12 protein-coding genes are annotated in these 12,874 nt (G+C 64.7%); 8 read left to right on the forward strand and 4 right to left on the reverse strand.

Annotated features, from left to right (window positions below):
* The first annotated feature begins 62 nt into the window (after nt 1-62).
* Nucleotides 63-797 carry an FMN-dependent NADH-azoreductase gene (locus ACTJI5_RS14230; protein ID WP_440860785.1) on the forward strand — a complete coding sequence of 245 codons (735 nt, stop codon included), beginning with the start codon at nt 63-65 and terminating at the stop codon, nt 795-797.
* On the opposite strand, the gene ACTJI5_RS14235 is transcribed toward ACTJI5_RS14230, so the two are convergent.
* The 3 genes from ACTJI5_RS14235 to ACTJI5_RS14245 form a co-directional block, all read right to left on the reverse strand.
* Nucleotides 779-1,399, reverse strand: coding sequence for a glutathione S-transferase family protein (locus ACTJI5_RS14235; protein WP_440860786.1), 621 nt, complete (start codon nt 1,397-1,399; stop codon nt 779-781). The two genes, ACTJI5_RS14230 and ACTJI5_RS14235, sit on opposite strands and share 19 nt — an antisense overlap.
* A gap of 89 nt (nt 1,400-1,488) precedes the next feature.
* Nucleotides 1,489-2,052: a hypothetical protein gene (locus ACTJI5_RS14240; protein WP_440860787.1), complete on the reverse strand. Its 564-nt coding sequence runs from the start codon at nt 2,050-2,052 to the stop codon at nt 1,489-1,491.
* Between the two features lie 72 nt (nt 2,053-2,124).
* Entirely contained in the window at nt 2,125-3,126 is a 1,002-nt protein-coding gene (locus ACTJI5_RS14245) for an NAD(P)H-quinone oxidoreductase (RefSeq protein WP_082639891.1), read from the reverse strand.
* 119 nt (nt 3,127-3,245) lie between these two features.
* Here ACTJI5_RS14245 and ACTJI5_RS14250 point away from each other — a divergent pair, with 119 nt between their 5' ends.
* Entirely contained in the window at nt 3,246-3,443 is a 198-nt protein-coding gene (locus ACTJI5_RS14250; protein ID WP_058539920.1) for a DUF1192 domain-containing protein, read from the forward strand.
* Nucleotides 3,444-3,621: 178 nt separating this feature from the next.
* Here ACTJI5_RS14250 and ACTJI5_RS14255 read toward each other — a convergent pair whose 3' ends face one another.
* Nucleotides 3,622-5,094: a helicase HerA domain-containing protein gene (locus ACTJI5_RS14255; protein ID WP_440860788.1), complete on the reverse strand. Its 1,473-nt coding sequence runs from the start codon at nt 5,092-5,094 to the stop codon at nt 3,622-3,624.
* Nucleotides 5,095-5,204: 110 nt separating this feature from the next.
* Between ACTJI5_RS14255 and ACTJI5_RS14260 the strand changes: the two genes are divergently transcribed.
* The 6 genes from ACTJI5_RS14260 to ACTJI5_RS14285 all read left to right on the forward strand — a co-directional run bounded on the left by ACTJI5_RS14260 (nt 5,205) and on the right by ACTJI5_RS14285 (nt 12,838).
* Nucleotides 5,205-5,465, forward strand: a complete 261-nt coding sequence (locus ACTJI5_RS14260) for a hypothetical protein (RefSeq protein WP_440860789.1) — start codon at nt 5,205-5,207, stop codon at nt 5,463-5,465.
* Nucleotides 5,466-5,563: 98 nt separating this feature from the next.
* Complete coding sequence (locus tag ACTJI5_RS14265) at nt 5,564-6,220, forward strand: hypothetical protein (RefSeq protein ID WP_440860790.1); 657 nt, start codon at nt 5,564-5,566, stop codon at nt 6,218-6,220.
* A gap of 222 nt (nt 6,221-6,442) precedes the next feature.
* Complete coding sequence (gene clpA / locus ACTJI5_RS14270) at nt 6,443-8,785, forward strand: ATP-dependent Clp protease ATP-binding subunit ClpA (RefSeq protein ID WP_440860791.1); 2,343 nt, start codon at nt 6,443-6,445, stop codon at nt 8,783-8,785.
* Between the two features lie 170 nt (nt 8,786-8,955).
* The gene (map, locus tag ACTJI5_RS14275) at nt 8,956-9,795 is read left to right on the forward strand and encodes a type I methionyl aminopeptidase (RefSeq protein ID WP_310257326.1); all 840 of its coding nucleotides are present in this window, start codon (nt 8,956-8,958) and stop codon (nt 9,793-9,795) included.
* 289 nt (nt 9,796-10,084) lie between these two features.
* On the forward strand, nt 10,085-12,271 hold the full coding sequence (locus ACTJI5_RS14280) for a PQQ-dependent dehydrogenase, methanol/ethanol family (protein ID WP_440860792.1): 2,187 nt from the start codon (nt 10,085-10,087) through the stop codon (nt 12,269-12,271).
* A 228-nt stretch (nt 12,272-12,499) separates the two neighbouring features.
* Nucleotides 12,500-12,838, forward strand: coding sequence for a P-II family nitrogen regulator (locus tag ACTJI5_RS14285; RefSeq protein WP_058537804.1), 339 nt, complete (start codon nt 12,500-12,502; stop codon nt 12,836-12,838).
* The last annotated feature ends 36 nt before the right edge of the window (nt 12,839-12,874 follow it).

Here is a 12,874-nt window from a genome sequence, read left to right on the forward strand (position 1 = left end):
CTGCGCCAATTATAGGGGAATATATGCGTCCAGTCATCCCATCAAATGAACTGGATTATTCCATGAACGCTCCCGAAAGATCGCCCCTTCGCATACTTCACATCGATTCCAGCGCCCGTCCGGGCGTTTCGGGCCGGGACCGGCATGGCTCGCACAGCCGGCGGCTGGGCGACCGCCTGATACGCCGCTGGTCGAGCGCGCGACCGCAGGATGAGATGGTCTATCGCGACGTCGGCCTCACTCCGCCGTCGCATGTCGACGCCGAATGGATCGCCGCCGCTTTCTCCCCGCCCGGCCGGCGCAGCGACGAACAGCGCGCGCGGCTGGCCGAAAGCGACCGGCTGGTCGCCGAACTGATGGCGGCGGATCTCGTCGTCGTCGGGGCGCCCATGTATAATTTCGGCATGCCGGCACCGCTGAAGGCGTGGCTCGACAACATCGTTCGCGTCGGCGTCACTTTCGGTTTCGACCGCGCGCGGGCGGGCGAGCCCTATTGGCCGATGCTGCCCCCCGGCAAGCGGCTGGTCATCCTCGGCGCGCGCGGCGATTATGGTTATGATCCGGGCGGGCGCCAGGCTGACGTCAATTTCGTCGAGGCCAGCTTGAAAGCGCCGCTCGCCTATATCGGGCTTCGCGATACCGATTCGATCGCGGTCGAATTTGACGAGTTCGCCGACGAACGCCTCGCCCAATCGATCGCCGCCGCGGAAAGCAGCGTCGATGCGCTGGTGGACCGGCTGGTTGCCGAACTGGGCGAACACGCTTGCCGATCTGACCGCTATCCCATCTTTACATAGCCGGGCTCGGCCTCGACCCGCGCCAGCCAGCGCTGTACCGCCGGATAGTCGGACAGCGCGAAGAGCCCTCCCTCCTCGGCGACATGCGTATAGGCATAGAGCGCGATGTCGGCGAGCGAGAGGCGCTGACCCGCGAGCCAGTCGTGCGCGGCGAGATGCTCGTCCATCAGCTTCAGCGCCGCGGCCCCCGCCGCCTGCTTCGCCGGGATCAGCATCCGCTGCGCGTCGTTCAAATTGTCGGCGCCGATCCACTTCATCCAGAAGCGCAAGGTCGCGACATTGGGTTCGTGATTATATTGTTCGAAGAACATCCAGTGCAGCATGTCGGCGCGCTCGAACCGGTCATAGGGGACGAGGTGCGTCCCGTCGGCGAGCCAGAAGCAGGCGGCATTGCTTTCGGGCAAGAATTTGTCGCCGACCTGCAGCACCGGGATGCGGCCATTGGCGTTGACGTTCGCGAGGAAGTCGGGCGTGCGCGTCTCGCCCTTCATGATGTCATATTCGCGCCGTTCGATCGGGCAATCGAGCAAAGCCGCGGTCAGCCGGATCTTGTAGCAATTGCCGCTCGCGGCATATTCGTGAAGGATCGGCCTGTCGCCCATTGCAGCCTCCATCGTGATGAAGCGCCGCCATCCCCCGACACCGCGGCGACGCCTCTATGCGGCGTGCGCGCGGTGCCCGCAAGCGGGCGTTACGGACCGCAGCGCCACAGCCCCGCGAAGACGCGCTGCGCGCCGTCGGCGCGGTCGGCGGTCAGCGTCGCCGGACGCGGCGGCGACTCGCCACCGCCCGCGGCGGGGCCGACCAGCGCGACGCGAAGCTCAAGCCCCTTGGCAAAGAATTTGGTGCCCTTCGCCATCGCGTCGAAGCCGCCGTTGGCCGACGCTGCTTCGATCGTATCGCCGACCTTCACGATGCCGCGCGACGGCTCGGTGGACGCGACGTCGCCCTGCGCGTGCAGGATCGGCTGCGCGGCTTCGTCGGCGGCGAAGCTGCACGCGAGTTCGCCCTTCAGCTTCGCGCCGCTGACATCAGCTTCGGTCAGCGCCGCCAGTTCGATCGGCGACCCGTCGCCGCCGCGCGTCGGAATGTCGGTGGGCTTGATCGTGGGCACCGGTTCGGCCGCCCTGCCCTCGGGCACGACGTCGCCGTCATAGGATGCGGTCGGCGTTTTTTCGGTTTCGGCTGACCCGGAACAGGCCGCAAGGGCAAAGGAGAGAGCGGTGGCGGGAAGCAACAAACTACGCATCTTCATTAGGAGAGATCATCCTCTTTTGATTGGCCCCCACTCGCTCAACCGCCGATCCTTATCGAATGTTCCCTCGGTTCACCCCACGCGGAGCACGATCTTCCCCACATGCTCGCCCGCCTGCATCCGCGCATGCGCCGCGGCGGCTTCGGCGAGCGGGAAGGCTTGATCCATCGCCGGCTTCCACCCGCCTTCGGCGAGCCGCTGCCAGAGCGTGCCATGGATTTCGTCCGCCAGCGCTGCCTTGAAATCGGCGCTGCGCGCGCGCAGCGTCGAGCCGGTCAGCGTCAGCCGGCGGCGCATCACATCGGCGATGTCGAATTCGACCTTCGCGCCGCGCTGGAACGCGATGGTGACATGGCGCCCATCCTCGGCGAGGCAGGCGAGGTTGCGCGGCAGATAGTCGCCGCCGACCATGTCGAGCACGACATTGACGCCCTTGCCGCCGGTGAAGCTCTTCACCGCCTCGACATAATCCTCGGCCGAATAATCGACAGCCAGATCCGCACCGAGCGCGGTCGCGGCGGCGCATTTGTCGGCGCTCCCGCACGTCACGATGATCTTGATGTCGAACAATTTGCAAAGCCCGATCGCGGTCGTCCCGATGCCGCTGGTGCCGCCGTGGACAAGCACCGTCTCGCCGTCGCGCACATAGCCGCGCTCGAACAGATTGTGCCACACGGTAAAGACGGTCTCGGGCAGCGCGGCCGCCTCTTCCATCGAAAAGCCCTTCGGCACCGGCAGGCAGCTTCCCACGGGCGCGATGCAATATTCGGCATAGCCGCCGCCCGCGACGAGCGCGCACACCGCCTGCCCCAGAAGCTCGGGATCGCCGCCGGGACCGGCCGCGACGATCGTGCCCGAAATCTCCAGCCCCGGCAGGTCCGATGCCCCCGGCGGCGGCGGGTAAAATCCCATGCGCTGGAGCACGTCGGGGCGGTTGACCCCCGCCGCGGCGACGCGGATCAGCACCTCGCCCGCTCCGGGCTGCGGCACCGGGCGCGTTGTCGGCTGCAACACCTCGGGCCCGCCCGGCGCACTGATGGCGATGGCGGTCATCTCTACTGGCACGCTGGTCACGCTGCTATTTCCCCCACTGGTCGTTTCGTCCCCTACCCCCTGCCTCGCCTTATTGACAGAGCCGCGACACGGGTCAACAGTCGCGCGCCTTTTAACCTTAGGGACCAGGAGGATGCGCCATGGACGATGACGACCTTCCCCGCCGCCGCGACGATGTGCTGACGGCGCTGATCAAGCAGCCGCTCGATCCGCTGTCGGTCGACGAATTGGGCGAACGCATCGAAATACTCGAAGCCGAAATCAAGCGCGTCAAGGCGCACCGCAGCGCCGCGACGAGCCAGAAAGCGGCCGCCGAGGCACTGTTCAGGAAGGGCTAGGGGTCAGCCCCGATATTCCGTCATTCCCGCGAAGGCGGGAATCCCGCTTTTCTCTTACGTCTTTTTGCGCCTTTGCGCCTTTGCGCGAAACCTGAAAAATCTCACACAAAGGCGCGAAGGCACGAAGAAGAAAGCGGGATTCCCGCCTTCGCGGGAATGACGAAGGGAAAGGACCCTTCTACTCCGCCTCAGTGCTCAGCCCCAACTCGGGAATGCCGATCGAGCGCCGGCCGCCGAAATCGGCGCGCACGACGATGACGCCCTGCTTTTCCATATATTCGACCAGCCGGCGGATGCGCCCCGGCGAGCGGCTGCCATAGGCGCGGCCGAGGATGTCATCGTCGGGGCAGGGTTCGCCGTCCATCGCGGCGCGGGCGATCTGGAGGAAGGGCGCGAACATGTCGTGCGGCAGCCGGTCGGCGACGGCAAGCATTTCGCGCCAGCGCGGCTCGGACGGATCGAACACGCCCCCTTTTGCCAGCGCGAAGCGGCGGCGGAAGGCGGCGAGGTCGAGCGGCACCTTCTTCAGCTTCTGCATCCGGCAGCGCACCGAAAAATCCTGGTAGAGATAGGCTTCGGGCTGGAAGGCGCTGTCGGGGTCGGACAGCATTTCCTCGAGCATCGCGATCACCACCGCGTCGCTGTGCCCCGCTTCCTCGGCCGCCTCGACGATGTCGAGCACGGGCGGCGCGTCGAGATCTTCGTGGAGCCCCTCGCTCGCCGCGATGCGCTCCAACAGCTCGCTCGCGGCGACGGGTTCGGGCTCGGGTGCAAAGACGCGTGGCGCCACCGGCGCCTCCATCTCGGTGAACAGCATCGATCGCATATCCTCGCCGCCAGCCGAGGGCAGCGGCATCAGGCTGTGCGTTCCCATCCGCGTCGCGGTCTGCGTCGCACCGATGCGCACCGAGAGCGGACGCCGCGAGATCGCCGGGCCAAGCCCGAGGAAATGGCCGCGCTCGAGGTCGCGGATCGCTTCGGCCTGCCGCCGCTCCATGCCGAGCAGGTCGGCGGCGCGCGCCATGTCGATATCGAGGAAGGTGCGCCCCATCAGGAAATTGCTCGCCTCGGCGGCGACATTCTTCGCCAGCTTCGCGAGCCGCTGCGTCGCGATCGCGCCCGCCAGCCCGCGCTTGCGCCCGCGGCACATCAGGTTCGTCATCGCCGACAGGCTCGCGCGGCGGACATTGTCGGCGACGTCGCCCGCGACGCTCGGCGCGAACATCTGCGCCTCGTCGACCACGACCAGCGCGGGAAACCAATGTTCGCGCGGCGCATCGAACAGCGCGTTGAGGAACGCCGCGGCGCAGGTCATCTGCGCCTCGATATCGAGCGATTCCAGACTGAGGATGATCGACGCGCGATGCTCGCGGATGCGCGCCCCCATCGCGGCGATCTCGCGCTCGTTATAGTCGCCGCCGTTGATCACGACATGGCTGTACGCATCGGCGAGCGTCACGAAATCGCCCTCGGGATCGATCACGATCTGCTGCACCAGCTCGGCGCTTTCCTCGAGGATGCGGCGGAGGAGGTGCGACTTGCCCGACCCCGAATTGCCCTGGACGAGCAGCCGCGTCGCCAGCAGCTCCTGGACGTTGATGTGCACGCCCTGCCCGGTGCTGTCGGTTCCGATCTCGATGCTCGTCTTCACGGACGCCGCCCTATCGGGGCGCTTGGGCAAAGACAACCGGGCGGGTCTTCGGATCGCCCGATTTTGCCGCGCCACCTTGCCAAGCGGCGCGAACGGGCCAAAAGGACAGCATGGATTTCGACGACCAGCTCCGCCGCTATTTCGGCACCGCCGACCTTACGGCGATCCACCCCGAGGCGCACGCCGCGGGCACCGAACGCATGCGCGTCGACTTCGGCTTGGAGACTAACCCCGGCCGCCGCTTCGCTTTGTGGGCGCTGATGTACATGCTCGGCGTCGCGCCGGACCTCGACGTCGCGTTCAAGCATGAGGGCGAGCGCAATACTGCGCGCGATTTCATGGATATGGTGGACAGGGCGAGCGACGGATGACGGCGACTTAGCCTTAGGAATGGGCATGGTTTTACTGTCACGAAAGTAAAACCTGCTAAACCGGGGTAAAGCTTAGTCAATTCGGGAGCTCACACCGCATGGAACTAGTCACATGGATCGCGCTTTCCATGGTAGCTGCTGGCATAGCCGTTGGCTTGCTGAAACCGGACCTCATGACTGTCCGCAAAAGGAGCGTTGGCGGGACAGGACCGACGCAGCGCCAAGTTAGGATTAGTCCATCGAAATTGTTCACTTACTACCCCGGAAAGCCGCAGGGGTATGCAGGCTTTACCGACTATGCGGCGATGAGTTGCGAACTCAACGATAGCCTGATTGCTGCGCCGCCCACCGAGCAGTTTCGATCCGTAGGCTTTGGTATCGGCTTTGTTGAAGCGGTACTGGAAAGAGCAAGCGATAAAGAAAAAACTATCCTCCATGCCGCGAGCGCATCCAGCGAAGACGCCGAAGACATTGGCTGGCTCTCTTTAATGCAAGACAAGGGGACAGATAACAGCGATCGATCAACCGCCAACCTCGCCGCAGCCTTGCATGGTTTGGCAGCCAAGATGCGGGAGGGAGGGCCTGTAAGCATCAAATATTGGGACGCGCATCGGGCCGCGAAGCAGGGTGGCAGCGAGAGTGGTCAAAATCACCGTCTCGAGGAACAAGCCGCGCTCCTCCACATCTTCGAAGAAAGCCAGAATCGCGGCAAGCTGCTGGCCGGTAGTGCGGAACTAAATACCGAACGCATGTAGGGTCGATGCTCAAGCCGGCAGTGCGGCCGCCTCCAGAACCAAAGGCGACGCAACCCTCCGACAGCCAGAATCCAAACACTCCGTTAACCACACCGCAACCCCCGTCATCGTAATTTCACAAAGCCATCCGCTTTTCCCTTGCGGTGGGGCGGCGGCATCGCCACGTTGCATTTCTAAGGGGGCCGCTCTCCCCGGCCTGGTCCCCGCAAGGAGATGAAGACCATGCCGTCCTTTTCGGAAAGCCTCGAAAAGACACTACATAACGCACTGAAGGCCGCTTCGGAGCGTCACCACGAATATGCGACGCTCGAGCATCTGCTCTACGCGCTGATCGACGACGATCATGCCGCCGAAGTGATGCGCGCGTGCGGCGTCGCGCTCGACGACCTGCAATCGGCGGTCGTCCATTATCTCGATACCGAACTCGACAGCCTGAAGGTCGAGGGGCACAGCGACCCCTCGCCGACGAGCGGATTCCAGCGCGTCGTCCAGCGCGCGATCCTGCACGTCCAGTCGTCGGGCAAGGATGAAGTGACGGGCGCCAACGTCCTCGTCGCACTCTTCTCCGAACGCGAAAGCTATGCGGTCTATTTCCTGCAGCAGCAGGACCTGACGCGGCTCGACGCGGTCTCCTACCTGAGCCACGGCGTCGGCAAGGGCGGCAAGCCCTCGCCGCAGGCCGAGCCCGAGGAAAAGGAAGAGACGAAGGACAAGGACAGCGGCGGCAAGAACAAGAAGGAAACCGCGCTCGACCAGTTCACCGTCAACCTCAACGAGAAGGCGAAAGTCGGCAAGGTCGACCCGCTGATCGGCCGCAATGCCGAGGTCGACCGCACGATCCAGATCCTCTGCCGCCGGTCGAAGAACAACCCGCTCTATGTCGGTGATCCCGGGGTCGGCAAGACCGCGATCGCCGAGGGTCTTGCGCGCAAGATCATCGAAGGCGACGTGCCCGAGGTGCTGCTGCCCGCGGTCATCTATTCGCTCGACATGGGCGCGCTGCTCGCCGGCACGCGTTACCGCGGCGATTTCGAGGAGCGGCTGAAACAGGTCGTAACCGAACTCGAAGGCCTGCCGCACGCGATCCTGTTCATCGACGAGATCCACACGGTGATCGGTGCGGGTGCTACTTCGGGTGGCGCGATGGATGCGTCGAACCTGCTGAAGCCCGCGCTGTCGGGCGGCGTGATCCGCTGCATCGGCTCGACGACGTACAAAGAGTTCCGCAACCATTTCGAAAAGGACCGCGCGCTGCTCCGCCGGTTCCAGAAAATCGACGTGGTCGAGCCGACGCTCGAGGACACCAAGAAGATCCTCGCGGGACTGCGCAGCGCGTTCGAGGCGCATCACCAGGTGCGCTACACACAGGATGCGATCAACGCCGCGGTCGACCTGTCGGCGCGTTACATCAACGACCGCAAATTGCCCGACAAGGCGATCGACGTGATCGACGAAGTCGGCGCGATGCAGATGCTCGTCGCCCCGTCGAAGCGCAAGAAGACGATCACCGCCAAGGAGATCGAGGCCGTGATCGCGACGATGGCGCGCATCCCGCCCAAATCTGTGTCGAGCGACGACAAGGCGACCCTCGCCAGCCTCGAGACCGACCTCAAGCGCGTCGTCTTTGGTCAGAACACCGCGATCGAAGTGCTGTCGTCGGCGATCAAGCTGAGCCGTGCGGGTCTGCGCGATCCCGAAAAGCCGATCGGCAACTATCTGTTCAGCGGCCCGACCGGCGTCGGCAAGACCGAGGTCGCGAAGCAGCTCGCGTCGATCATGGGCATCCCGCTCCAGCGCTTCGACATGTCCGAATATATGGAGCGCCATTCGGTCAGCCGCCTGATCGGCGCGCCCCCGGGCTATGTCGGCTACGACCAGGGCGGCTTGCTCACCGATGCGATCGACCAGAACCCGCATTGCGTGCTGCTGCTCGACGAGATCGAAAAGGCGCATCCCGACCTGTTCAACATATTGTTGCAGGTCATGGACCATGGCCGCCTGACCGATCATCACGGCAAGACGGTCGACTTCCGCAACGTCATCCTGATCATGACGACCAATGCGGGCGCGAGCGACATGGCGCGCGAGGGCATCGGCTTCGGCCAGTTCACCCGCGAGGATGTGCAGGAGGAAGCGGTGAAGAATCTCTTCACCCCCGAATTCCGCAACCGCCTCGATGCGATCGTGCCCTTCGGTTACCTGCCGCCCGAAGTGGTCGCACGCGTCGTCGACAAGTTCATCCTCGAACTCGAACTGCAGCTTGCCGACCGCAACGTCCATATCCAGCTCGACGATGCGGCGCGCGAATGGCTGACCGGCAAGGGCTATGACAAGCTCTATGGCGCGCGTCCGATGGGCCGCCTGATCCAGGAAAAGATCAAGCAACCGCTCGCCGAGGAACTGCTCTTCGGCAAGCTCGTCCATGGCGGCGAGGTCAAGGTGAAGATGAAGACCGGCGACGACGCCAAGGTCGGCAATCCGCTGGCCTTCGAAATCGTCTCGGCGCCGCCCAAGGCGAGCAAGGGCAAGCCCAAAGCCGACAAGGCGAAGAAGGCGGCCGAATAATACCTGCTCCCCTCCCGCCTAGCGGGAGGGGCAGCGAGACTTGCGGGCTTGCCCGCTAGTCGCAGCGGGGAGGGCTTGGCGACGCTACAGCCCCCTCCCCAAACCCCTCCCGCAAGCAGGAGGGGCTTACTGCCCTCGCAATTCGGCGCCACATCGCCTATATCGCTCTTATGTACGACTATGTCTCCGTAACCGCCGACGAAGCATCGGCGCCTGCCCGCGTTCGCGACGGCACGATCAAGCTGCACGACGAGGCGGGCTTTGCCGGCATGCGCAAGGCGGGGCGGCTGTCGGCCGAAATCCTCGACGCGCTCGTTCCCTTTGTCCAGCCCGGCGTGACCACCGCAGAAATCGACGACCTCGTTCGCACGATGATGCTCGACGGCGGCGGCATCCCCGCGACCTTGGGTTATCGCGGCTTCACGCACAGCTGCTGCACCAGCATCAACCATGTCGTGTGCCACGGCATCCCCGACGACAAGCCGGTGCGCGAGGGCGACATCGTCAATATCGACGTGACGACGATCATCGACGGCTGGCACGGCGACACGAGCCGCATGTATCTGGTCGGCGACGTGCCGATCAAGGCGAAGCGCCTCGTCGAGGTCACCTATGAATGCCTGATGCTCGGCATCGAGCAGGCGAAGCCCGGCAACCGCATGGGCGACGTCGCGCACGCGATCCAGACGCACGCCGAGCGCCACCGCTATTCGGTCGTCCGCGATTTCTGCGGCCACGGGCTCGGCCAGATGTTCCACGATGCGCCCGAAGTCGTCCACGCCGGGCGCCCCGGCACCGGCCCCGAACTGCGCCCCGGCATGTTCTTCACGATCGAGCCGATGATCAACACCGGCAAATATGCGGTGAAGATGCTCGCCGACGGCTGGACCGCAGTGACCCGCGACCGCTCGCTTTCGGCGCAGTTCGAACACAGCATCGGGATTACCGAGACCGGATGCGAGATTTTCACCGCGAGCCCCAAGGGCCTGAACGCGCCGCCCTGGCAATAATTCCTTCTCCCTTGATGGGAGAAGGATACGAAGCCTTGCCGCAAAGCGGCTAGGCGGAGTTGGATGAGGGTGATGGTGCTTCCATACGCCGCCATTCGGTGCGGGCCGAGACCCCACCCCCACCGCTGCGACTAGGCAGCAAGCTGCCAAGTCTCGCTGCCTCCCCCATCGAGGGGGAGGACAAGAGGTGCCCCCTCCCCCACCCCCCATTTCCCGCTTGCACCCGTGCGCCTTCGCGCGCAGTCTTGACGTTAACGTCAACGATAGGCGTCGAACGGGAGAGCAAGGGATGGCGAAACGGGTCTGGACGGCCGCGCTGCTGGGCTGCGCGGCACTGGCATTGGCTTCATGCAACGCATCGAAGAACGACAGCATCTCAGGCGGCGGATCGCTCGACGACGCCGAAAAGGCCAGCGAGACCCTGCTCAAAACCGGCGGCAACGGCGATAACTGGGGCGCGATCGGCTACAGTTATGACGAGCAGCGCTTCAGCCCACTCACCGATATCAACGACAAGAATGTGGGCGAGCTCGGCATCGCGTGGACCGCCGACCTCGAGGATGCGCGCGGACAGGAAGCAACCCCGGTCGTCGTCGACGGCGTGATGTATGTCACCCACGCCTGGTCGAAGGTATCCGCCTGGGACGCCGCGACCGGCAAGTCCTTGTGGAAATTCGATCCCAAGGTCCCCGGCGAGCGCGCGGTTTCGGCCTGCTGCGACGTCGTCAACCGCGGCGTCGCCGTGTGGGGCGACAAGGTGTTTGTCGGCGCGCTCGACGGCCGCCTGATCGCGCTCGACAAGAAGACAGGCAAGGAGCTGTGGTCGACGCAGACCTTTGACGCGTCGAAACCCTATACGATCACCGGCGCGCCGCGCGTCGTGAAGGATATGGTGCTGATCGGCAACGGCGGCGCCGAGTTCGGCGTACGCGGTTATGTCACCGCCTATGACGCCGACACCGGCAAGGAACGCTGGCGCTTCTACACCGCGCCGAATCCGACGAAGGCGAAGGATGGCGCCGCATCGGACGACATTTTCGCGAGCGAGGGCAATGCGACCTGGTCCGACAAGGGCGAGTGGCAGACCTCGGGCGGCGGCGGCACCGTGTGGGACGCGATCGTTTACGACAAGGATCTCGACCAGATCTACCTCGGCGTTGGCAACGGCAATCCTTGGAACCATGGCACGCGTTCGAATGGCGAGGGCGACAACTGGTTCCTCTCGTCGGTCGTCGCGCTTGATGCCACGACCGGCAAATATAAGTGGCACTATCAGGAAACCCCGGCCGAAACGTGGGATTATACCGCGACCCAGCCGATCATCCTCGCCGAGCAGGCGGTGAACGGCAAACCGGTCAAGGTGCTATACCATGCGCCGAAAAACGGCTTTTTCTTTACGATCGACCGCAACAACGGCAAGCTGATCGACGCCAAGCCCTTCGTCGACGGGATCAACTGGGCGACGGGCTACGACATGGCCACCGGCCGCCCGATCGAAAATCCTGAGGCGCGCTTCTACAAGACGGGTAAGCCCTTCATCGCGATCCCCGGCGCGCTCGGCGCGCATAACTGGCACCCGATGAGCTATAATCCCGCGACGGGCCTCGTCTACATCCCTGCGCAGCAGATCCCGCAGGGCTATCTCGCCGACATGACCGAACTCGACAAGCGCAAGGTCGTCGGCTTCAATATCGGTTCGTCGCTGACCGCGACGATGATGCCCGACGACAAGGCGGCGTATCGCGCCGCGGTCGCCGCCACGACCGGTCGCCTCGTCGCCTTCGACCCGCGCACCGGCAAGGTCGCGTGGGCGGTCGACCATCCCGCGGCGTGGAACGGCGGCACGATGACGACCGCGGGCAACCTCGTCTTCCAGGGCACGAGCACCGGCCGCTTCCGCGCCTATGCCGCCGACACCGGCAGGCAATTGCTCGATCTCGACATGCAGTCAGGGATCGTCAGCGCGCCCTCGACCTTCCGCGCCGGCGGCGTCCAATATGTTGCCTTCCAGACGAGCAAGGGCGGCGCCTTCCCGCTCGTCGCCGGGGTTGCGGGCGGCGTGACGCGCAAGGTCCCCAATATCCCGCGTCTCGTCGTGATGAAGATCGGCGGCACGGTGAAGCTGCCCGCGCCGCCCGCCGCGGCAGCGCTCGCGTGGAACCCGCCGCCGCAGTTCGGCACGCCCGCGCAGGTTGCGGCGGGCAAGGCGCATTTCGGGCGCTATTGCATCGTCTGTCACGGCGACAGCGCGATCGGCAACGGCTTCACCCCTGATTTGCGCGTCTCGGGCACGCTCACCAACGCCGATGCGTGGAAGTCGGTGATCATCGACGGAGCGCTCAAGGACCGCGGCATGGTGAGCTTCGCGCGGGTGCTCACGCCCGCCGACGCCGAAGCGCTACGCGCCTATGTCATCGACCGGTCGAACTGGACCAAGGCCAATCTCGCCGACGCCTCGGCCCCGATGGGACGCTGACTGCTCAAAAATTGGGCAGTCAAAGAACGCCGTTGCCCACCCCTTGGGCAGCGGCGTTCTTTCGTTTCAAATTTCTTACCAGAACCCCGCGATTCGCCAATTGGCACGGCTTTTGATTGGTGCAAGATGGCGGGACATCGCACCGACTCGACGGCAGACCGGACCAGGCACGCCTGATCCGGCTTGACGCGCAAGGAGCGGCGGCCAGCCCAAAGGGGGACGAAAAGCGTGAAGAAGATTGAGGCGATCATCAAGCCGTTCAAGCTCGACGAAGTGAAGGAAGCGCTGCACGAAGTGGGTGTCAGCGGCATCACCGTCACCGAGGCCAAGGGTTTCGGCCGGCAGAAGGGTCACACCGAGCTGTATCGCGGCGCCGAATATGTGGTCGACTTTCTGCCCAAGGTGAAGCTGGAGGTCATCGTCGAGGACTCGATGGCCGACCGTGTGGTGGAGGCGATCGCCGCCGCCGCGCAGACCGGCCGCATCGGCGACGGCAAGATCTTCGTCATTCCGGTCGAGACGGCGCTCCGCATCCGCACCGGCGAACGCAACGAGGACGCGCTTTAATCTTTCGCATTTTTCATACCCTCAACAATCCCCGGC

It is taken from the genome of Sphingopyxis sp. 22461 (assembly GCF_052044915.1).
In the GTDB taxonomy this organism is placed as follows: Bacteria; Pseudomonadota; Alphaproteobacteria; order Sphingomonadales; family Sphingomonadaceae; genus Sphingopyxis.

Excerpts from the sequence above, each read along its gene's own strand:
- ACTJI5_RS14230 (WP_440860785.1), top strand. The coding sequence starts at position 63 with ATGAACGCTCCCGAAAGATCGCCCCTTCGCATACTTCACATCGATTCC.
- ACTJI5_RS14235 (WP_440860786.1), bottom strand. The coding sequence starts at position 1,399 with ATGGGCGACAGGCCGATCCTTCACGAATATGCCGCGAGCGGCAATTGC.
- ACTJI5_RS14240 (WP_440860787.1), bottom strand. The coding sequence starts at position 2,052 with ATGAAGATGCGTAGTTTGTTGCTTCCCGCCACCGCTCTCTCCTTTGCC.
- ACTJI5_RS14250 (WP_058539920.1), top strand. The coding sequence starts at position 3,246 with ATGGACGATGACGACCTTCCCCGCCGCCGCGACGATGTGCTGACGGCG.
- ACTJI5_RS14260 (WP_440860789.1), top strand. The coding sequence starts at position 5,205 with ATGGATTTCGACGACCAGCTCCGCCGCTATTTCGGCACCGCCGACCTT.
- ACTJI5_RS14265 (WP_440860790.1), top strand. The coding sequence starts at position 5,564 with ATGGAACTAGTCACATGGATCGCGCTTTCCATGGTAGCTGCTGGCATA.
- clpA (WP_440860791.1), top strand. The coding sequence starts at position 6,443 with ATGCCGTCCTTTTCGGAAAGCCTCGAAAAGACACTACATAACGCACTG.
- map (WP_310257326.1), top strand. The coding sequence starts at position 8,956 with ATGTACGACTATGTCTCCGTAACCGCCGACGAAGCATCGGCGCCTGCC.
- ACTJI5_RS14280 (WP_440860792.1), top strand. The coding sequence starts at position 10,085 with ATGGCGAAACGGGTCTGGACGGCCGCGCTGCTGGGCTGCGCGGCACTG.